This is a genomic window from Ectopseudomonas toyotomiensis (genome assembly GCF_900115695.1).
Classification (GTDB): Bacteria; Pseudomonadota; Gammaproteobacteria; order Pseudomonadales; family Pseudomonadaceae; genus Aquipseudomonas; species Aquipseudomonas toyotomiensis.
The window spans coordinates 470,364-490,998 of the sequence record NZ_FOXK01000002.1 but is presented as its reverse complement, the minus strand read 5'-3'; the positions used below and the strand labels follow the sequence as shown (position 1 = coordinate 490,998).

General features: G+C 62.5%; 16 protein-coding genes and 2 tRNA genes. 3 read left to right on the top strand and 15 right to left on the bottom strand.

The annotated features are described in order from the left end of the window. Positions 1 to 112 precede the first annotated feature (112 nt). On the bottom strand, positions 113 to 2,401 hold the full coding sequence (locus BM186_RS05540; protein ID WP_074913812.1) for a YgiQ family radical SAM protein: 2,289 nt from the start codon (positions 2,399 to 2,401) through the stop codon (positions 113 to 115). Positions 2,402 to 2,690: 289 nt separating this feature from the next. Between BM186_RS05540 and BM186_RS05535 the strand changes: the two genes are divergently transcribed. Then, entirely contained in the window at positions 2,691 to 4,598 is a 1,908-nt protein-coding gene (locus BM186_RS05535) for a diguanylate cyclase (protein ID WP_074913811.1), read from the top strand. 145 nt (positions 4,599 to 4,743) lie between these two features. On the opposite strand, the gene alr is transcribed toward BM186_RS05535, so the two are convergent. The 8 genes from alr to rnr all read right to left on the bottom strand — a co-directional run bounded on the left by alr (position 4,744) and on the right by rnr (position 12,958). Further along, positions 4,744 to 5,820 carry an alanine racemase gene (gene alr, locus BM186_RS05530; protein ID WP_074913810.1) on the bottom strand — a complete coding sequence of 359 codons (1,077 nt, stop codon included), beginning with the start codon at positions 5,818 to 5,820 and terminating at the stop codon, positions 4,744 to 4,746. 113 nt (positions 5,821 to 5,933) lie between these two features. After that, positions 5,934 to 7,328 carry a replicative DNA helicase gene (gene dnaB, locus BM186_RS05525; protein ID WP_004423263.1) on the bottom strand — a complete coding sequence of 465 codons (1,395 nt, stop codon included), beginning with the start codon at positions 7,326 to 7,328 and terminating at the stop codon, positions 5,934 to 5,936. A gap of 118 nt (positions 7,329 to 7,446) precedes the next feature. Next, positions 7,447 to 7,893: a 50S ribosomal protein L9 gene (gene rplI, locus BM186_RS05520; RefSeq protein ID WP_017678673.1), complete on the bottom strand. Its 447-nt coding sequence runs from the start codon at positions 7,891 to 7,893 to the stop codon at positions 7,447 to 7,449. Positions 7,894 to 7,914: 21 nt separating this feature from the next. Further along, the gene (locus BM186_RS05515; protein WP_074913809.1) at positions 7,915 to 8,808 is read right to left on the bottom strand and encodes a YybS family protein; all 894 of its coding nucleotides are present in this window, start codon (positions 8,806 to 8,808) and stop codon (positions 7,915 to 7,917) included. A 36-nt stretch (positions 8,809 to 8,844) separates the two neighbouring features. After that, complete coding sequence (gene rpsR, locus BM186_RS05510; protein ID WP_003246847.1) at positions 8,845 to 9,075, bottom strand: 30S ribosomal protein S18; 231 nt, start codon at positions 9,073 to 9,075, stop codon at positions 8,845 to 8,847. Between the two features lie 28 nt (positions 9,076 to 9,103). Then, positions 9,104 to 9,526: a 30S ribosomal protein S6 gene (rpsF, locus tag BM186_RS05505; protein WP_003246846.1), complete on the bottom strand. Its 423-nt coding sequence runs from the start codon at positions 9,524 to 9,526 to the stop codon at positions 9,104 to 9,106. A gap of 175 nt (positions 9,527 to 9,701) precedes the next feature. Next, on the bottom strand, positions 9,702 to 10,454 hold the full coding sequence (rlmB, locus tag BM186_RS05500; RefSeq protein WP_072423276.1) for a 23S rRNA (guanosine(2251)-2'-O)-methyltransferase RlmB: 753 nt from the start codon (positions 10,452 to 10,454) through the stop codon (positions 9,702 to 9,704). Continuing rightward, a complete protein-coding gene (rnr, locus tag BM186_RS05495) occupies positions 10,451 to 12,958 on the bottom strand; it encodes a ribonuclease R (protein ID WP_074913808.1) in 2,508 nt (835 codons plus the stop codon). The genes rlmB and rnr overlap by 4 nt, the downstream gene beginning before the upstream one ends. A 207-nt stretch (positions 12,959 to 13,165) precedes the next feature. On the opposite strand from rnr, the gene BM186_RS05490 reads away from it, so the two are divergent. Both BM186_RS05490 and BM186_RS05485 read left to right on the top strand, forming a co-directional pair. After that, positions 13,166 to 13,252: transfer RNA gene (locus BM186_RS05490), tRNA-Leu, on the top strand. Between the two features lie 84 nt (positions 13,253 to 13,336). Then, a tRNA-Leu gene (locus BM186_RS05485) sits at positions 13,337 to 13,423 on the top strand. A 124-nt stretch (positions 13,424 to 13,547) separates the two neighbouring features. Here the strand turns inward: BM186_RS05485 and BM186_RS05480 are convergent. The 6 genes from BM186_RS05480 to hflK all read right to left on the bottom strand — a co-directional run bounded on the left by BM186_RS05480 (position 13,548) and on the right by hflK (position 20,547). Further along, positions 13,548 to 15,482: a methyl-accepting chemotaxis protein gene (locus BM186_RS05480; protein ID WP_072423278.1), complete on the bottom strand. Its 1,935-nt coding sequence runs from the start codon at positions 15,480 to 15,482 to the stop codon at positions 13,548 to 13,550. A 161-nt stretch (positions 15,483 to 15,643) separates the two neighbouring features. Beyond that, the gene (locus BM186_RS05475; RefSeq protein WP_072423279.1) at positions 15,644 to 16,939 is read right to left on the bottom strand and encodes an adenylosuccinate synthase; all 1,296 of its coding nucleotides are present in this window, start codon (positions 16,937 to 16,939) and stop codon (positions 15,644 to 15,646) included. Between the two features lie 56 nt (positions 16,940 to 16,995). Next, positions 16,996 to 18,183 carry an ATP phosphoribosyltransferase regulatory subunit gene (locus BM186_RS05470; RefSeq protein WP_072423280.1) on the bottom strand — a complete coding sequence of 396 codons (1,188 nt, stop codon included), beginning with the start codon at positions 18,181 to 18,183 and terminating at the stop codon, positions 16,996 to 16,998. A 37-nt stretch (positions 18,184 to 18,220) separates the two neighbouring features. Next, positions 18,221 to 18,406, bottom strand: coding sequence for a DUF2065 domain-containing protein (locus BM186_RS05465; protein ID WP_003459207.1), 186 nt, complete (start codon positions 18,404 to 18,406; stop codon positions 18,221 to 18,223). A gap of 105 nt (positions 18,407 to 18,511) precedes the next feature. Continuing rightward, positions 18,512 to 19,381 carry a protease modulator HflC gene (gene hflC, locus BM186_RS05460; RefSeq protein ID WP_017678667.1) on the bottom strand — a complete coding sequence of 290 codons (870 nt, stop codon included), beginning with the start codon at positions 19,379 to 19,381 and terminating at the stop codon, positions 18,512 to 18,514. Next, positions 19,381 to 20,547: an FtsH protease activity modulator HflK gene (gene hflK / locus BM186_RS05455; protein ID WP_072423282.1), complete on the bottom strand. Its 1,167-nt coding sequence runs from the start codon at positions 20,545 to 20,547 to the stop codon at positions 19,381 to 19,383. Before hflK ends, hflC begins: the two co-directional genes overlap by 1 nt. Positions 20,548 to 20,635: the final 88 nt, after the last annotated feature.

The window sequence follows — 20,635 nt, the reverse complement described above, 5'->3', positions numbered from 1 at the left end:
ACACCTCACACGACAATGGTGAGCTGAAGCCCACCCTACGAGGCGCTGGCTAGGGCTTCTGAAACGAAAACGCCAGCACAGTGCTGGCGTTTTCGTGAGTGCTGCTGATGATTCAGCGCGGTACCGCTGGCTTCTTCCCGTGCTTCTTGCCCTTGCCTTTGGCGGCGCCCGCACGTTCACGCGCGGCTTGCTGGTTACGCGCCTCAGCCGCCGCCTTGGCCTGCTCACGCTTGTCCCAGGGCTTGCTGCCGTCGCTGGCACGAGGCGGCAAGCCGGTGTGCTGGGTCAGGATCTTGCCCACTTTCTTGCTGCCGGCGGGCGTCGAGTTCTTGCGTCGGGCGCTCTGGTACTCGTCGCTCTGCGGCTGGTAGGTGGGGATCAGTTGATGCTTGCCATTGCCGATCAGATCGCTACGGCCCATGCGCTCCAGCGCTTCACGCAGCAGCGGCCACCCTTTCGGATCGTGATAGCGCAGGAAGGCCTTGTGCAGGCGACGCTGCTGCTCGCTCTTGACGATCTCGACGCCGTCGCTCTTGTAGGTCACCTTGCGCAGCGGGTTCTTGCCCGAGTGGTACATGGCCGTGGCCGTGGCCATCGGTGACGGGTAGAACGCCTGCACCTGGTCGGCACGGAAACCGTTGCGCTTGAGCCACAGGGCGAGGTTCATCATGTCCTCGTCGGTGGTGCCCGGATGCGCGGCGATGAAGTACGGGATCAGGTACTGCTCCTTGCCCGCTTCTTTCGAGTACTTCTCGAACATCTGCTTGAAGCGGTCGTAGCTGCCGATCCCAGGCTTCATCATCTTGTCCAGCGGGCCGCGCTCGGTGTGCTCCGGGGCGATCTTCAGGTAGCCGCCAACGTGGTGGGTGACCAGCTCCTTGACGTACTCCGGCGACTCCACGGCCAGGTCGTAGCGCAGGCCGGAGGCGATCAGGATCTTCTTCACACCCGGCAGGGCGCGCGCCTTGCGGTACAGCTCGATCAGGGAGGAGTGATCCGTATTGAGGTTCTCGCAGATACCGGGGAACACGCACGACGGCTTGCGGCAGTGTTTCTCGATCTCCGGGTCCTTGCAGGCGATGCGGTACATGTTGGCGGTCGGCCCACCGAGGTCGGAGACCACGCCGGTGAAGCCCGGCACCTTGTCGCGCATCTCCTCGATCTCGCGGATGATCGACTCGTGCGAGCGGTTCTGGATGATGCGGCCTTCGTGCTCGGTGATCGAGCAGAAGGTGCAGCCACCAAAGCAGCCGCGCATGATGTTCACCGAAAAACGGATCATCTCGTAGGCCGGGATCTTCTCCTTGCCATACGCCGGGTGCGGCACGCGCGCATAGGGCATGCCGAACACGTAGTCCATTTCCTCGGTGGTCATCGGAATGGGTGGCGGGTTGAACCACACATCCACCTCGCCATGCTTCTGCACCAGCGCACGGGCGTTGCCCGGATTGGTCTCCAGGTGCAGCACGCGGTTGGCGTGGGCATAGAGCACGGGGTCGTTGCGCACCTTCTCGAACGACGGCAGACGGATCACCGTCTTGTCGCGGGTCATACGCGGGCTGTCGAGAATCTGTACGACCTTGGCTTCGTTGGGGTCTTCGACCTCGCCTTTGGCCTGCTCGATGGCACAGGCCTCGGTGTCCTGCGTATTGACGTAGGGGTTGATGATCTTGTCGACGCGGCCCGGACGGTCGATACGAGTGGAGTCGACCTCGTACCAGCCTTCGGGCGTGTCGCGACGAATAAAGGCCGTACCGCGCACATCGCTGATGGCTTCGACCTGCTCGCCCCGCGACAGACGCTGGGCGATCTCGACCACGGCGCGCTCGGCGTTGCCGTAGAGCAGGATGTCGGCGGTGGCGTCCATCAGAATCGAACGGCGCACCTTGTCCTGCCAGTAGTCGTAATGGGCGATACGGCGCAAGGACGCCTCGATGCCGCCCAGCACCACCGGCACGTGGCTGTAGGCCTCCTTGCAGCGCTGGCTGTAGACCAGGCTGGCGCGATCCGGGCGCTTGCCGGCCAGGCCGCCGGGCGTATAGGCGTCGTCGGAGCGAATCTTCTTGTCGGCGGTGTAGCGGTTGATCATCGAGTCCATGTTGCCGGCTGCGACACCGAAGAACAGGTTCGGCTCGCCGAGCTTCATGAAGTCGTCTTTGCTGCGCCAGTCCGGCTGGGCAATGATGCCCACGCGAAAGCCCTGGGCTTCGAGCAGGCGACCGATGATGGCCATGCCGAACGACGGATGATCGACGTAGGCGTCACCGGTGACGATGATGATGTCGCAGCTGTCCCAGCCGAGCTGATCCATCTCTTCCCGGCTCATCGGCAGGAAGGGCGCAGGCCCGAAACACTCGGCCCAGTACTTGGGATAGTCGAACAGCGGCTTGGCGGCTTGCATATTTTTTGATCAATGGGCTATCACGAGGGGCGCGGATAATAGCACAAATATTGACCAAACCAGACTGTTGCACTGGGTTTAATACCGCCTGCACGCACTGCGACGAACGCTCAAGCACGCGCCTGGCTCAATGGTCCGGGCATCGGCTCTGGCGCAGCACCGACCTGGGGAAAGAAAGAATAGAAAAATCAAACATTTTCCTGCAGTAGCCATACGCCATATTTGTTTTCGTCCGATAACAATCCTGTGCATATACTCAAGTACTCGGTCATCCGACTCTAGGACATCTATGCTGCAGCGCTTCGCCTTTCTGCTCGCTCTTCTGTTGGGACTGTCGACCACGGGCCTGGCGGCGGCGTCCGTGGTGCTCACCGACGCCAGCAGCGGCATGCCGCTCAATGCGCATATCGAGCTGCTGGAGGACGCTCAGGGCACTCTGACCATCGATGACCTTGCCACCCCTGAGCTGCAGTCGCGCTTTCAACCGGCCAATGGCCGTGCCAGTGTCGGCCAGAGCCTCAATCCCTGGTGGATCAAGCTCACCCTGCAACGCGATATGCGTGCCCCCGCCCACTGGGTACTGGAAGTGGGCTCGGTGACCCAACTCGACCTGCAGCTCCATCAACCCGACGGCCAGGGCGGCTGGCTGGTGCGTCAATCTGGCGAGCGCGTCGCCTTCAGCGAGAACCGCGACCACCCCTACCGACGCATGGTGTTCGACCTGCCAACCCTGGGTGAACAGCCAACGACCTTCTACCTGCGCGCCTTCGACCCGGCGGGCAACTCCTTCCCGCTGCGCATCTGGCAGCTCGACGACCTCACGCAACTGGCCACCCGCGAGAATCTAGCGCTCGGTGTCATCTACGGCGTGGTCTTCGCACTGCTGCTGTACAACCTGTTCATCCTCATCTCGCTGCGCGACAAGGCCTATTTCTGGTATGTGCTGACCACCGCCTTCGCCCTGCTGTTCATCATGAGCATGACCGGCCATGGCGCGCAGTACCTGTGGCCCAACCACCCGGTGCCGGCGTGGCTCGACCGCATCACCTTGCCGTCGTTGTGGGGCCTGTTCGCCAGCCGCTTCACCCAGACGCTGCTGCAGACACGCGTTTACGTACGTTGGGCGCATCATCTGCTGAACATGGCCTGCGTGATCTACCTCATCGCCATCGCCCTGACCCTGTTCGATCAACGTTACCTGGCCGCCTGGGCCATTGCCCTGCTGTCGCTGACCAGTATCCCTGCAGCCCTGGGCAGCGCCGTGATCCGCTGGCGCCAGGGGTTCTTCCCGGCGCAGCTGTATCTTTACGGTTATGGTCTGGTCCTGGGCAGCGTCGCCATCCTGCTGCTGCGCACCACCGGGGTGCTGCAACCGGCCGAATGGAATGCCTACGTATTCCCGCTGGCCGTGGCGGCCGAATCCATCCTGTTCTCCTTTGCCCTGGCGTATCGCATCCAGATACTCAAGCAGGAGCGCGCCGTTGCCCTGCAACAGGCAGACCGTGAGAAAACCGCTCGCCTGGCGCAACTACAGGCCAGCGCCGATGAGCTGCAAGCAGCGGTGACCGCACGCACCGCCGAGCTGGCCGCGACCAACGAACAGCTACGCGACCGCGAGCGCGAACTGCAGCACGCTGCCTTCCATGACTCGCTGACCGAACTGCCCAACCGCCGCTATCTGGTCGAGCGTTGCGAATCGGCCCTGGCTCACGCCGAGCGGCACAAGGAGAGCGTGGCTTTGCTGCTGATCGACCTGGATCACTTCAAGCCGATCAATGACCGTTTTGGTCACGCAGCCGGTGACCTAATGCTGCAGGTGATCGCCAAGCGCCTGCGCGAGCACGTTCGCGCAGGCGATGCGGTTGCCCGCCTGGGCGGCGATGAGTTCGCCGCCCTGATCTGCGGCAGCGATGCCGAAAGTCAGGCCAGGGAGATCGCCGAACGCCTGCTGGCAGAACTATCCACGCCGGTGCACTACGGTGCCGAACGCCTACGCGTGACCATCAGCATCGGCGTAGCGCTCTATCCGCGTCATGCGAGAAACTTCACCGGGCTGTACAAGGCGGCAGACATGGCCCTTTACCGGGTAAAGGAACTGGGTCGCTCCGGTTCACGCGTGCATGGCGACGATGGCGAGCTCAGCGAACAGGCCTGTCTGGAGCTGGACGTACTGAAAGTCCCGAGCGGGCTGGCCTAGGCTAGCAGGCCGTTGAAAAACGTATGCGAGGCAGCCAGTGCAAGGCAAAAACAGGCGAAAAAGCGGAGTTTACAAACTGTAAATGAGCATTTTGAGCCTGCTTTTAACGCAGCAATGGCAACGCAGGTAGTTTTTCAACAGCCTGCTAGCCGATATAGCGCCGAGGCACCCGCGCGGTGACCTTGGTCAGCAACTCGTAGCCGATGGTGCCGCACGCCATGGCCACTTCATCCACAGGCAGCTGGCTGCCCCACAGCTCCACCGGCGAATCGATATCGACCTCGGGCAGATCCGTGATATCCACCGCCAGCATGTCCATCGACACCCTGCCCGCCAGCCCGACACGCTGTCCCTCGACCAGCACCGGCGTACCGCTGGGCGCATGGCGCGGATAACCATCGGCATAACCACAGCTGACCGTGGCAATACGCGAGGGCCGCTCGGCCACCCAGGTCGCGCCATAACCAACGCTTTCACCGGCTGCCACCTCACGCACGGCGATCACCCGCGCAGCCAGGGTCATGGCCGGTTTAAGTCCAAGTTCGTGTGCGCTCAGCTCGGCGAACGGCGTCGCGCCGTAGAGCATGATGCCAGGGCGCAGCCAGTCCATATGCGCCGCCGGAATGGTCAGCACCGCCGCCGAATTGGCCAGTGAGCGATGATTGAAATCCAGATCCAGCAGGTCGAGAAAACGCTCGACTTGCTGTTCGGTCAGCGGATGGCCGCGCTCGTCGGCACAGGCAAAATGACTGAGCAGGTTGAGTTCCGCGACCTGTTCAGCATCCTCCAGCCGCGCATGCCACTGGCGCAGGCTGGTGGCATCGAAACCGAGGCGATGCATGCCGGAGTCGAGCTTGAGCCAGACGTTGAGCGGACGCGCCAACTCAGCGGCAATCAGCGCCTCGGCCTGCGCCGCGCTCTGCACCACCACATCCAGGCCAAGCTGCGCGGCGATGGCATATTCACTGGCCTCGAAGCAGCCCTCGAGCAGCAGGATGCGCGCCTTGTCATGCATGGCACGCACCTCGGCTGCCTCTTCCAGACAGGCCACGGCATAGCCATCGGCAACCTCGTACAGCGCCGTTACCACCTCACGCACGCCATGTCCGTAGGCATTGGCCTTGACCACGGCGAAGGCCTGGCGCCCGGGCGCGCAGCGCTTGGCGACAGCGTAGTTATGAGCGATGGCGGAGAGGTCGACGATGGCGGCAAGCGGACGCATGACAGAAGGCCTGAACGAAAAACGGGCGTCCATCTTAACCGCTGGGCGCCCGTTTTCATTGATCTGTGCCGCTGCCGCGTTGCGGTGGAAACCGCAACGAGCGCGGAAACGACCTATTCGTCTTCGAACTGGTAGCTACCCGGCGCCAGGTTCTCGAAACGCGAATACTTGCCGAGGAAGGCCAGGCGCGCAGTGCCCAGCGGGCCGTTACGCTGCTTGCCGATGATGATCTCGGCCACGCCCTTGTACTCGGTCTCCGGGTGGTACACCTCGTCGCGGTAGACGAACAGGATGATGTCGGCGTCCTGCTCGATCGCACCGGATTCGCGCAGGTCGGAGTTGATCGGGCGCTTGTTGGGGCGCTGTTCCAGGCCACGGTTGAGCTGCGACAGGGCGATGACCGGGCAGTTGAATTCCTTGGCCAGGCCCTTGAGCGAGCGCGAAATCTCGGAAATCTCGTTGACCCGGCTGTCGCCGCTGGAGCCCGGGATCTGCATCAGCTGCAGGTAGTCGACCATGATCAGACCGATCTCGCCGTGCTCGCGCGCCAGACGCCGGGTGCGCGCACGCATCTCGCTCGGGGAGATACCGGCGGTATCGTCGATGAACAACTTGCGATCATTGAGCAGGTTGACCGCGCTGGTCAGGCGCGGCCAGTCGTCATCGTCGAGCTGACCGGCTCGCACCTTGGTCTGATCGATGCGCCCCAAGGAGGCGAGCATACGAATCACGATGGACTCCGACGGCATCTCCAGCGAGTAGACGAGAATCGCCTTGTCGCTACGCATCAGCGCGTTTTCCACCAGGTTCATGGCGAAGGTGGTCTTACCCATCGACGGACGGCCGGCGACGATGATCATGTCGGCCGGCTGCAGGCCACTGGTCAGGTTATCCAGATCGTCGAAACCGGTGGACAGACCGGTGATCGCGTCACCGTTGTTGAACAGCGTATCGATGCGGTCGATGGCCTTGACCAGAATGTCGTTGATACCCACCGGGCCGCCGGTCTTGGGGCGGTCTTCGGCGATCTGGAAGATCAGGCGCTCCGCCTCGTCGAGAATCTCCTCGCCGGTGCGGCCTTCCGGGGCGTAGGCACTGTCGGCAATCTCGTTGCTGATGCTGATCAGTTTGCGCAGCGTGGCGCGCTCACGAATGATCTGCGCATAGGCCTTGATGTTGGCCACCGACGGCGTGTTCTTGGCCAGCTCGGCGAGATAAGCCAGGCCACCGACCTGCGACAACTGTCCTTCCTTGTCCAACTGCTCGGACAGGGTCACCACGTCGAAGGGCTCGTTACGCTCGGCCAGCTTGAAGATGGCGCGGAAGATCAGCCGGTGGTCGTGGCGGTAGAAATCGACATCGGACACCCCATCGAGCACGCGCTCCCAGGCATTGTTGTCGAGCATCAGGCCGCCGAGCACCGCCTGTTCCGCCTCGATGGAGTGCGGTGGCACTTTCAGGGCGGCAGTCTGCAGGTCGTATTGCTCGGGAATGCTGATGTCGTTCATAGGCTCGGGGAGAAAATGCTGCGATAGAAAAAACAAAGGGCACGGATCGCAGAGCGATACCGTGCCCGATTGTCAGCAGACCTACGCTACAGCGCAAGCCCGCTTGGCGGCTACTTGATTAAGCAGCGACCACAACCACCTTGACGGTGGCTTCGACGTCGGTGTGCAGGTGCACAGCGACGTCGTATTCGCCAACCTGGCGAATGGTGCCGTTCGGCAGACGAACTTCAGCCTTGGCCACTTCAACGCCGGAGGCGGTCAGGGCGTCAGCGATGTCGTGGGTGCCGATGGAACCGAACAGCTTGCCTTCATCGCCAGCGGTGGCGGTGATGGTGACTTCCAGCTCAGCCAGCTGCGCAGCGCGAGATTCAGCGGAAGCTTTCTTCTCGGCAGCAGCTTTTTCCAGCTCGGCGCGACGTGCTTCGAAAGCAGCAACGTTGGCTTCGGTGGCAGCGGTGGCTTTGCCTTGCGGCAGCAGGAAGTTACGGCCGTAACCGGCTTTAACGTTCACTTTGTCGCCCAGGTTGCCCAGATTGGCGATTTTTTCCAGCAGGATGACTTCCATTTGGGTCTTACCTCTTAACTTTTAACCTTCACCGTTCGCAGAGCCCGGGCCGTTCTTGCGCGCCAGGCGACCGCGAAAATCAAACAGACTGTCGACGATGGCCAAGACCACCAGTAACGGATAGATCAGCTGCATGAACAGCAGGAGCGTGATGTACATACCCACCAGCCAGAAGCGAGCGAGCCCACCCTTCTCCACCAGGCCATGCACCAGGGCGATCCCGGCGAACAGCAGCGGCACACTGCACAGCGGCGTGAGCATGGCCAACTGCGGCCCCAGATTGGGACCTAGCATCATGCCCGCCAGCAGCAACAGCGCCTGCGGCAGCGGCAGTCTCAGGGCGCGAAACTCGCGACCAAAACCGCCAGGGTTGTACAACACGGCCTGCCAGTAACGCCCAAGAATCAGGCTCAGCAAGCTCAGGATCTGCAGCAAGGCTGCCAGCAGTCCGGTCAGCACCGGTGCGATCAGTGCCTCGAGACGCTCGCGTTCGCTCACCGACAACTGCTGGTGAGCCCCATCGAACATGGTTGGCAAAAGCTTCTGCAGCTCACCAGCCATGGCCGCGATGGGTTCGCGGAACACTGCCCCAAGGACAAATCCATACACCAGGCCCAGTGCCACACTGCTCAGCAGTATGCGGTTCCAGGTCCAGTTGGCGCGCAACAACAACGCCAACCCCAGCGCGCCGACCAGCACCAGCAAGGTGCGCGGTTCGCCGAAATACCACCAGGCAATAGCCGGTAGCATGGCCCAGGCCAGGATGCCGATGGCATCACTGACTCCACGCCGCAACAGCACCAAGCTGCCAGCGGCGGCACTCAACCAGAACAACAGCGGCATCGCTGCCGATCCCACCACCACGAGGGTGGCCTGCATACGGCCGCGCATGATGTATTCAGCCAGGGCGCGCATGCGATCTATTCCTTAACTCTTGTCGACTGTCCGGTCTCAGCGGCCGTGGCTGTCGGTGTAGGGCAGCAGGGCCAGGAAGCGGGCGCGCTTGATAGCGGTGGCCAGCTGACGCTGATAACGAGCCTTGGTACCGGTGATACGGCTAGGAACGATTTTGCCGGTTTCCGAGATGTAGGCTTTCAGGGTGTTGAGATCTTTGAAATCGATCTCTTTCACGTCTTCAGCGGTGAAGCGGCAGAATTTACGACGACGGAAGAAACGTGCCATGTGATTGGCTCCTCAATAGATCCGTGGATTACTCGTCAGCGTTGTCGCTGTCGTTGCTGTCGCTGTCATCGCCGTCGTTGGACTCGGCGTTTTCAGGACGTTCACGACGCTCGCGGCGCTCACTGCGGTTTTCTTCGGCCTTCAGCATCTCGGACTGGCCAGTGACGGCCTCGTCGCGACGGATGACCAGGTTACGGATCACGGCGTCGTTGTAGCGGAAGTTGTCTTCCAGCTCGGCCAGGGCCTTGCCGGTGCACTCTACGTTGAGCATCACGTAGTGGGCTTTGTGGACGTTGTTGATGGCGTAAGCCAGCTGACGACGGCCCCAATCTTCCAGGCGGTGAATCTTGCCACCGTCTTCTTCGATCAGCTTGGTGTAACGCTCGACCATGCCGCCGACTTGCTCGCTCTGGTCCGGGTGAACCAGAAAGATGATTTCGTAATGACGCATAAATGCTCCTTACGGGTTGTAGCCTGCCAACTAAGGTGGTCAGGCAAGGAGTGGGTTTTTCTCATGATGAGCTTGCCAGGCGGTAGGCGCGAAAAGGCCTGCCGTCACGGCAAGGGGCGCCATTCTAGAGAAGCCCCCTGCCGCACGCAAGACGAATTGGCGATTATTTGAACAATCAGCCCTTGCGCTTGGCCTGACGCTGACGCACCGCCTCGAACAGGCAGACGCCGGTGGCAACCGAGACATTGAGGCTGCTGACACTGCCGCTCATGGGCAGCTTGACCAGGTAATCGCAATGCTCACGGGTCAAACGGCGCATGCCCTTGCCCTCGGCCCCCATGACCAGCACCGTTGGCCCGGTCATGTCCTGCTGATAGACCTCCAGCTCGGCCTCACCGGCCGTACCAACCACCCACAGGCCGCGCTGCTGCAACTTTTCCAGACTGCGCGCCAGGTTGGTCACCGCCACCAGCGGAATCACCTCGGCAGCACCGCAGGCCACCTTGCGTACCGTGGCGTTGAGGGTGGCCGATTTGTCCTTGGGCACGATCACCGCCAAAGCGCCGGCGGCATCCGCCGTACGCAGGCAGGCCCCCAGGTTGTGCGGGTCGGTCACGCCATCGAGCACCAGCAGCAAAGGCGGGCCTTCGCAGCGATCGAGCAACTCCTCGAGCATCGCCTCGCCCCAGACCTGACTGGGGCTGACATCGGCAACCACACCCTGGTGAACACCCTCGACCCAGGCATCCATCTCACGGCGCTCGCACTGACCCACTTTTACGCGAGACTGCGCAGCCAGCTCCAGCAAGGGCTGCACCCGAGGATCACTGCGACCATCGGCCAGCCAGACCTGCTTTACCCGCTTGGGGTGATGACGCAGCATGGCTTCTACGGCATGTACGCCGTAGATCTTTTCCAGATCACTCATGACTTGGCCTTACGCTTGCGCGGCTTACCGGCAGGCGGCGGGGCACTGTCACCACGCCCGGAGCCTTTGCGCGCACCGCCGGCCGGCTTGCTCGCCGACTTGCCGGCAGCACCTTTGCCACTCGCGCCCTTGCCAGCCTTGGCACCAGCCAACAGCGCCTTCTTCACGTCCCGGCTTTTCTGCACGTCGGTATTGCCCATGCCACTCGGTTTGCCGCCGCGACGCGCATCGTCAGCCTTGCCGGCCTTGTCCTGGCTCAGCTCGAAGTCGATCTTGCGCTCGTCCAGATCGACGCGCATCACCTTGACCTCGACGCTGTCGCCAAGACGGAAGCTGCGGCCGCTGCGCTCGCCGGACAGGCGATGGTGAACCGGGTCGAAGTGATAGTAGTCGGCCGGCAGCGCGGTCACATGCACCAGGCCCTCGACGTAGATATCGCGCAACTCGACGAAAATGCCGAAACCGGTCACGGCAGTGATCACACCGGCGAACGTCTCGCCGACGCGATCCTGCATGAACTCGCACTTGAGCCAGTTGACCACGTCACGCGTCGCCTCATCGGCACGGCGCTCGGTCATCGAGCACTGCTCGCCGAGTTTCTCCAGGGTCGCTTCGTCGTACGGATAGATGCGTGCCTTGGGCATGATCGCCGCACCCGCACGCTCAACGTGCTTGGTGTCGCGCTTGGAGCGGACCACGCTGCGAATGGCACGGTGCACCAGCAGGTCGGGGTAACGGCGGATCGGCGAGGTGAAGTGGGTATACGCCTCATAATTGAGGCCGAAGTGCCCTTCATTCTGCGCGCTGTACACCGCCTGGCTCAGCGAGCGCAGCATCACGGTCTGGATCAGGTGATAGTCCGGGCGCTCGCGGATGCTTTCCAGCAGCCGCTGATAGTCCTTGGGTGACGGACCATCCTTGGACTTGCCACGCTGCAGCGACAGCCCCAGCTCACCGAGGAAGGCCTTGAGCTTCTCCAGGCGCTCCGGCGGCGGGCCATCGTGCACGCGATACAGCGACGGGATCTCGTGATCCTGCATGAAGCGTGCGGTGGCCACGTTGGCGGCCAGCATGCACTCCTCGATCAGCTTGTGCGCGTCGTTGCGCTGGGTCGGACGGATCTCGTCGATCTTGCGGTCGGTACCGAAGACGATCCGAGTTTCCTGCGTTTCGAAGTCGATGGCGCCGCGCTCGTGACGCGCGGCGACCAGTACCTGATAGAGCGCGTAGAGCTGATTGAGATGCGGCAGGACGTCCTTGTACTCGCTGCGCAGGGACTTGCCCTCGCTGCTCTTGGGATCTTCCAGCATCAGGCTGACCTTGTTGTAGGTCAGGCGCGCATGGGAGTGGATCACCGCCTCGTAGAACTTGTAGTCGACCATCTGGCCGCTCTTGGACATGGTCATTTCGCAGACCATGGCCAGGCGATCGACATGCGGGTTGAGCGAGCACAGGCCGTTGGACAGCTCTTCCGGCAGCATCGGCACGACGCGCTCGGGGAAGTACACCGAGTTGCCGCGCTCGACCGCCTCGGCATCCAGCGCCGAGCCAACCTTGACGTAGTGCGAGACGTCGGCGATGGCCACGTAGAGTTTCCAGCCACCGGAGAACAACTTCCAGCGGCTGCTGTTCTTCTCGCAGTAGACCGCATCATCGAAGTCGCGGGCGTCTTCACCATCGATGGTGACGAAGGGCAGATGACGCAGGTCGACGCGCTTCTCCTTGTCCTTCTCCTCCACCTCAGGCTTGAGCTTGCGCGCTTCCTTGACTACCGCCTCGGGCCAGACGTGCGGGATGTCGTAGCTGCGCAGCGCCACGTCGATCTCCATGCCCGGCGCCATGTAGTTGCCGATCACTTCGACGATGTCGCCCTGCGGCTGGAAACGCTGCGTAGGCCAGTGAGTGATCTTGATCTCGACGAACTGACCAATGCGCGCACCGGCAGTACGCCCCGGCGTGACCAGCACTTCCTGCTGGATCTTGGGATTGTCGGCGACGACGAAGCCGATGCCGTTCTCTTCGTAGTAGCGGCCGACGATGCTCTCGTGCGCGCGCTCGATCACCTCGACGATACCGCCTTCACGCCGGCCGCGCCGATCGAAACCTGCCACCCGCACCAACGCGCGATCACGATCGAACACCAGGCGCATCTGCGCCGGGCTGAGGAACAGGTCGTCGCTGCCGTCATCCGGCACGAGGAAGCCGAAGCCATCACGGTGGCCACTGATGCGACCGCAGATCAGGTCGAGCTTGTCCACCGGGGCATAGGTGCCACGACGGGTATAGATGAGCTGACCGTCGCGCTCCATGGCGCGCAGTCGGCGTCGCAGGGCTTCGAGCTGATCGTCGGTATGCAAACCGAACTCTTCGACCAGTTGTTCACGACTGGCGGGCGCGCCGCGCTCGGCCAGGTGCGAAAGGATCAGCTCACGGCTGGGAATGGGGTTGTCGTATTTTTCCGCCTCGCGGGCGGCCTCGGGATCGAGGGATTGCCAATCGGCCATGTAAGGAGGATTACCTGTGCTTATCTATAGAGGTGTATGCCATCTGCCTATTGAAGCGCGAAAACGTCATTCAAGGCAGCTTTTCCGGCGACAATAATTTTTTTGGGGTCAGGGGTTTACAAGGTAAATGCCCGCCCGTATAGTTCGCGCCCACAGCGTCGAGCAGACGTTGTAACACGAAGCAGATGATGATTCATCGGTTTCTGTGCCCAGGTGGCGGAATTGGTAGACGCGCTGGTTTCAGGTATCAGTGACTTAACGGTCGTGGAAGTTCGAGTCTTCTCCTGGGCACCAAATTTCGTGAAGTGGCTTGATAACCCACTTTGCAAATAAACGGATGCAACGCTCCGTGTCGGCAACGACGAACATTGCTGCAGTGCCCAGGTGGCGGAATTGGTAGACGCGCTGGTTTCAGGTATCAGTGACTTAACGGTCGTGGAAGTTCGAGTCTTCTCCTGGGCACCAAATTTCAAAAAACCGAGCCAATGGCTCGGTTTTTTATTGCCCACGAAAAAGCGCGCCACCTCGCACGGTGCGCCGCTGCGCGCACCCGCCAAGACCTTAGAGCAGCGAGGTGCGCACAGCCCCCCTACACTTTGAACTGCCCCAGACTGGCCTTGAGCTGCGCTGCCAACTCATCCAGCGCTCGCGCGTTACCCGCAATCGCCGCCACCGCCTCGGCCGCACGCTGCGCTTCGGCATGGATGGTCTCGACACGCCCGCGTACCGCTCCAGCTCCTTGCGCCTGGTGTGCCGCTGCCTGAGTCGCTGCATTGATGGCGCCATGCACTTCATCCACCGACTGCTGCACCGACTGCTGTAGACGCGCACTGTCACGCAGCACCTGCAGACCTTCACTACCTTGCGCGCCCGCCTGGGCGATGGCGGTGACCGCCTCCTGCGCGCCCCGCTGCAGGGCAGCGATATGGGTCTGGATATCGCCGGTTGACTGCTGAGTCTTGCTCGCCAGCGCCCGCACCTCGTCAGCCACCACAGCAAACCCACGACCACTCTCGCCAGCGCGTGCCGCCTCGATGGCGGCATTGAGCGCCAGCAGGTTGGTCTGCTCGGCGATGGACTGAATCACCGTCAGCACCACCTCGATCTGCTCGCTCTGCTTGGCCAGGCGCTCGATCACCGCCGAACCATCGGCCACCCGCGCCACCAAGCCCTCGATCAGCGTGGACAGACGCTGAGCGATAGCCGCGTTCTCGTGCGCCGCCTGGCGGATGGTGTCGACGCGCTGCAACGCGTCCTGCATGGCCTGGCTTTCCGCCTGCGCCTCGTCGGCCATTTGCTCCAACGCCTGCAGGCTGCCCGCCACCTCATCGCGCTGCCGCCCGGCAGCCGCCTCGGCCGCCACGCCGCGCTGAGTCAAGCTGCGAATCTGCTCACCGGTACGTAACGCCACCTCACCCGACTCACGCACGATGGGCTGCAGCTTGGCGATAAAGCGATTGACCGCATCGGCCATCTCGCCGACCTCGTCCTGACTGTCGATGCTCACACGCCGCGTCAGATCGCCCTCGCCCGCCGCCAGGTCATTGAGCGCTGCACTAAGCAAGCGCAAGCGACTCAGCACTCGCCAACCCAACACAAGGGCGACCACTAGCATTGCCAGCGCCCCCACGATCAACAGGCCGAGGGCGATGTTCCAGCGCAGCGAATCCGCCGCCACGCGCACCGACTCACCACCGTTGCGCGCCATTTCCTGGGTGTAGCGCTCGGCCGACTGCAGACGCTCGCGCAGCGCACCGGTCGCCTCTTCGGAAGCGCCAGCCAGACTGCTGTCGACCAACTCACCCGCACCACTGACCAGCGCCGCGAAACGACCGTCCAGCGCCGTCAGCTCCTTTTCCACCAGATCCAGCGACAGGCCCATCTGCACCTTGCCGATCGACGCCCCCATCGGACTGATTTGCGCCTCGACCACGTATACACGCGGATCACGCGAGGCCGCCTCCACCAACTTATCCAGCGGCGAGTCACCCTGCCCGGCAGCGACCAGCTCGCGCACCTGCGCATTACTGCGATTGAAGTTGCGCGTCAGGCGCTTGCCTTCGGCGTCATAGATGATGGCGAACAGCACCGCTGGGTCCTGCTGGGCGATGCGCGTCAGTGCCGTGAGCGCTGGAATATCCAGATCCCAGATGGACTTCGGCGCCACCCCAGCCAGCAATTGCGCCAGCGCCTGGCCGGACTGCTTGAGATTGCCCTCGAGCACCGCACGCAGTTGCGCCTGCTCACTCTTCAACTGGCCAGAAAGCCCTTCGCCCAGGCGAGTGCGGGTACTGCTCGCCAACGCCGCAAGACCCTGGCTCATCTCGCGCTCAGCCATGTTCAGCTCTTCGCCAAGGCGGCGGCTCTCACCACCCAGGCGCTGCGCCAGATCCTCGACCATACCGTCGACCGAGGCGCGCATCAGCCAAACAGCCAAACCGACCTGCACCAACATGGCCAGGCCAAGCGCAACGAACACCGGGCGCAACAAACGGCTACGCAACATGGAAACGATGGCGAACACTGGGGACACTCCTCAACAACCGTAATAGCTATAACGGCGACTTCCGGGATTTATTGAATATAAGCAAAGCGCATGCCCAGCTCCTATGCAGGAGCGCCGGTACGGACGGGCACAAAAAAGCCGCCCGAAGGCGGCTCCTGTGCGACTCGAGAGCATCTCGATCAGGCAAACGGATGACGCAGTACGATGGTCTCGTTGCGATCCGGGCCGGTGGAGATGATGTCGATCGGCGCACCAACCAGCTCTTCCACACGCTTGATGTAGGCACGAGCAGCGGCCGGCAGGTCTTCCAGGGTCTTGGCGCCCAGCGTGGATTCGCTCCAGCCGGGCATTTCCTCGTAGACCGGCTGCAGGCCGATGTAGCTGTCGGCGTCGGTCGGCGCATCGACCAGCACCTGGCCGTTGGCATCTTTGTAGCCGGTGCAGATACGGATGCTTTCCAGACCATCGAGCACGTCCAGCTTGGTCAGGCACAGGCCGGAGATGCTGTTGATCTCGATGGCGCGACGCAGGATCACCGCATCGAACCAGCCGCAGCGACGGGCACGACCGGTGGTGGCGCCGAACTCGTGACCACGCTTGGCCAGGAAAGCACCGACATCATCGAACAGCTCGGTCGGGAACGGGCCGGAACCGACACGGGTGGTGTAGGCCTTGGTGATACCGAGGATGTAATCCAGGTACAGCGGACCGAAACCGGAGCCGGTGGCGATACCGCCAGCGGTGGTGTTGGAGCTGGTCACGTAGGGGTAGGTGCCATGGTCGATGTCCAGCAGCGAACCCTGGGCACCTTCGAACATGATGTCCTTGCCCTCACGACGCAGGTCATGCAGCACGGCAGTCACATCAGCCATCATCGGCTTGAGCAGCTCGGCGTATTCCATGCACTCATCCAGGGTCTTCTGGAAGTCGATGGCCGGCTCTTTGTAGAAATTGACCAGCTGGAAGTTGTGGTAATCCAGCAGCTCGCCCAGCTTGGCGGCGAAACGCTCGCGGTGGAACAGGTCACCGACGCGCAGGCCGCGACGCGCGACCTTGTCTTCGTAGGCCGGGCCGATACCGCGACCGGTGGTACCGATCTTGGCGTCACCGCGGGCCTTTTCGCGCGCCTGGTCCAGCGCCACGTGATAGGACAGGATCAGCGGGCAGGCCGGGCTGATACGCAGGCGCTCACGCACCGGTACACCCTTCTCTTCCAGCTTGGTGATTTCGCGCATCAGAGCATCGGGAGCGACGACCACACCGTTGCCGATCAGGCATTCGACGCCAGCACGCAGGATGCCGGACGGAATCAGGTGCAGGACGGTCTTCTCACCGTTGATCACCAGGGTGTGACCTGCGTTGTGACCGCCCTGATAACGCACGACTGCAGCGGCCTGCTCGGTGAGCAGGTCGACGATCTTGCCCTTGCCCTCATCACCCCATTGGGTGCCCAGGACGACGACATTCTTACCCATAAACTTGTCCTCTTCGCGCAAGCTTCGATGCCGGCTGCGAGCCGGCGAAAATGAATTCAGGACGCCAGGGGCGCCACCTGCCAACGTCCATCGCGCAGCGTCAACAGGCGATCACAGCCTGCTTCACGCGCATCCGCCTCGCTCTGCCCGGGCAACGCCTGTACCACGCGCTCGCCTTCACCACGCAGACGACGAACGGCCTGCCACAGATAGAGATCATGATTGTCCGGCGCCCAGACACCGCTGACCGCCTCATCCACATGCATGTCACCCAGGGTTACCAGGGTCTTCAGGTCCGTGGAGAAGCCAGTTGCCGGGCGCGCACGACCAAATACCGCGCCGGTATCGTCATAACGACCGCCTTGAGCGATGGCACCGCCCTCACCCGGCACGAAGGCCGCGAACACCACGCCGGTGTGATAGTTGTAGCCGCGCAACTCGCCCAGGTCGAAGTACAGCGGCAGCTCCGGATAGCGCAGCTCCAGCGCATCGGCGATGGCCACCAGCTCATCGAGCGCAGCGTGCACCGCATCCGGCGCCTCAACCAGAACGGCCTGGGCCAGATCCAGCACTTCCCGGCCGCCACACAGCTCGGCGAGCGAACGCAGCATGCTGCCCAGGCCCGCCGGCAACGCGGCGGTCAGGCTCTCGATCTCATCCATGGCTTTGCGCTGCAGCGCATCGAACAGTTGCTGCTCGGCCTCACCGGACAGACCGGCGGCACGCGCCAGACCACGGTAGATACCGACATGACCGAGATCCATGTGCACGTCCGGCACCGCAGCCAGCTCGAGGGTCTCGACCAGCAGGCTGATCACCTCGATATCGCTGGCCGGACTGGCGTCGCCATAGAGCTCGGCACCCAGCTGGATCGGGCTACGCGAGGTAGTCAGTGCACGCGGCTGCGCATGCAACACGCTGCCGGCATAGCACAGACGGCTCGGCCCCTCACGGCGCATGGTGTGCGCATCGATGCGCGCCACCTGCGGGGTGATGTCGGCACGAAAGCCCATCTGCCGACCGGACAGCGGATCGGTGACCTTGAAGGTACGCAGGTCGAGATCCTGGCCAGCGCCAGTCAGCAGGGATTCCAGGTACTCGATATGGGGGGTGACGACGAACTCGTAACCCCAACGTTGGAACAGATCCAGCACCTGACGGCGTGCCGCCTCGATGCGTGCCGCTTCCGGCGGCAGTACTTCTTCGATGCCATCTGGCAGCAGCCAGCGGTCTACCGTTGCCATTTCGCCATTCCCCTCTCGATCCGGGCGGCACAAGCCTTCAGTGAAGCAGATATAGAAGGGCCGTACCCAGCAGCATGCTGGCCAGCCCCATAAGGCGCAGTCGGCGGTCGGGCAGACGAGCTGCCTGCATGACCGCTCCGCGCCAATGGCGCGGATAGAGGAAGGGCAGGATGCCTTCCAGCACCAATACCAGACACAACGCGATGCCGAGTTCCTGCCACATGATTCCCACAGACGCAAAAAAGCCGGGATTTTCCCGGCTGCCGCATGATACCACGTTTTACCTTGAGGTCACCCTGGCGACGCATCGCGCCGCCAGGGTTTCCAATCAAGGCCTGGACTTTTCCAGGTAGCGGAAGAAATCGCTACCCGGGTCCAGCACCAGCACATCACGCTTGTCAGCGAAGCTTTCGCGGTAAGCCTGCAGACTACGGTAGAAGGAGTAGAACTCCTGATCCTGACCGAAAGCGTTGGCGTAGATGGAGGCAGCCTGGGCATCACCGTCACCGCGCAGCTCTTCAGCTTCACGATAGGCTTCAGCCAGCAGTACGCGGCGCTGACGATCAGCATCGGCGCGAATACCTTCGGCCAGCTCACGACCCTTGGCGCGATGCTCGCGGGCCTCACGCTCACGCTCGGTGCTCATCCGCTCGAACACGCTGCGGTTCACTTCCCGCGGCAGGTCGATGGCCTTGACCCGAACATCGACCACTTCGATACCCAGCTCACGCTCGGCGGCGCGGTTGAGGGTCGCGGTCACGTCAGCCATCAGCGCATCACGCTCACCGGATACCGATTCATGCAGGGTGCGCTTACCGAACTGGTCACGCAGCGATGCTTCCAGACGACGCGCCAGACGCTCATCAGCGACCTGCTTCATACCCGAGGTGGACTGATAGAAGCGCTCGGCATCCTTCACCCGCCACTTGGCATAGGCATCGACCATCAGCGCCTTCTTCTCCAGGGTCAGGAAGCGCGAGGACGTCGAGTCCAGCGTCAGCAGACGACCGTCGAAGATACGCACCTGGTTGACGTAGGGGATCTTCACATGCAGGCCGGGCTGCACATCAGGCTGAACCACTCGCCCGAACTGCAACAGCACCGCACGCTCGGTCTGCGCCACGATATAGAAGCTGTTCCACGCCACCAGGGCCACAACCACGGCCACGATCAGGCCGATCAGGGACTTGTTGTTCATCAACGGCCCTCCCGGGTACGCAGGTTACGCTGGGACATATCGCTGCTCAGCGGCACGGCCGGATCACGCGCTGTCGAATTGCTGCTGTTGGCAGAGCTGGAGGAAGAAGCACCACCACGGCTGTCGATCATCTTGTCCAGCGGCAGATAGAGCAGGTTGTTCTGCCCCTTGTCACCGGTGACCAGAACCTTGCTGGTGTTGCTCATGACTTCCTGCATGGTGTCGATGTACAGACGCTCACGAGTGATCTCGGGTGCCTTACGGTACTCGGCGACCAACTTGGTGAAGCGATCAGCCTCACCCTGGGCGCGAGCGATGACTTCATCACGATAACCGTTGGCCTCCTCCAGCAGACGCTGGGCCTGACCACGCGCTTCCGGAATCACGCCGTTGGCGTAGGACTCGGCCTGGTTCTTCTCGCGCTGCTCGTCTTCACGGGCACGGATCACGTCGTCGAAGGCTTCCTGAACCTCACGCGGCGCCGCAGCGCTCTGGATGTTCACCTGAGTGATGGTGATACCGGTGCGGTAGTTGTCGAGGAAACGCTGCAGGCGCTCACGCACCTCGCTGGCCATCAGTTCACGACCTTCGGTCAGCACCTGATCCATCTCGGTGGAGCCCACCACGTGGCGCACGGCACTGTCGGTGGCGTGCTGCAGACTGACTTCCGGCTGGTCGACGTTGAGCACGAAGTCCTGCAGGTTGCTCACCCGGTACTGCACGGTCAGCGGCACTTCGATGATGTTCTCGTCTTCGGTCAGCATGGCGCCCTGCTTGCTGTAGGCGCGCTCACGCGTGACGTTTTCCTGGAACTTGCGATCGATTGGCGGGAAATAGATATTTAGGCCCGGACCAACGGTCTCGTGGTACTTACCGAAGCGCAGCACAACGGCCTGCTCCTGTTCATCCACCACGTAGATCGCGCTGTACAGCCATACCACCGCCAACAGGCCGAGGCCGACGAACAGCAGGCCGAAGCCACCGCCGCCACTGCGACCAGAGTCGTCGTCACCACGTTTCTTGCCACCGCCAAACAGCCCGTTGAGGCTTTCTTGCAGCTTGCGGAACGCTTCGTCGAGATCCGGCGGCCCCTGCCGGCCACCGCCTTTGCGGCCGCCCCAAGGGTCTTGATTGTTCGAGTTGCCACCCGGCTCATTCCAAGCCATAGCGTTCTCCGTACTGATAAAGCGAAGGCGCGCCCACGGCGCGCCGGCCAATGCTACCCAAAGCCCTATGGTGACAGCAAAGCCACCG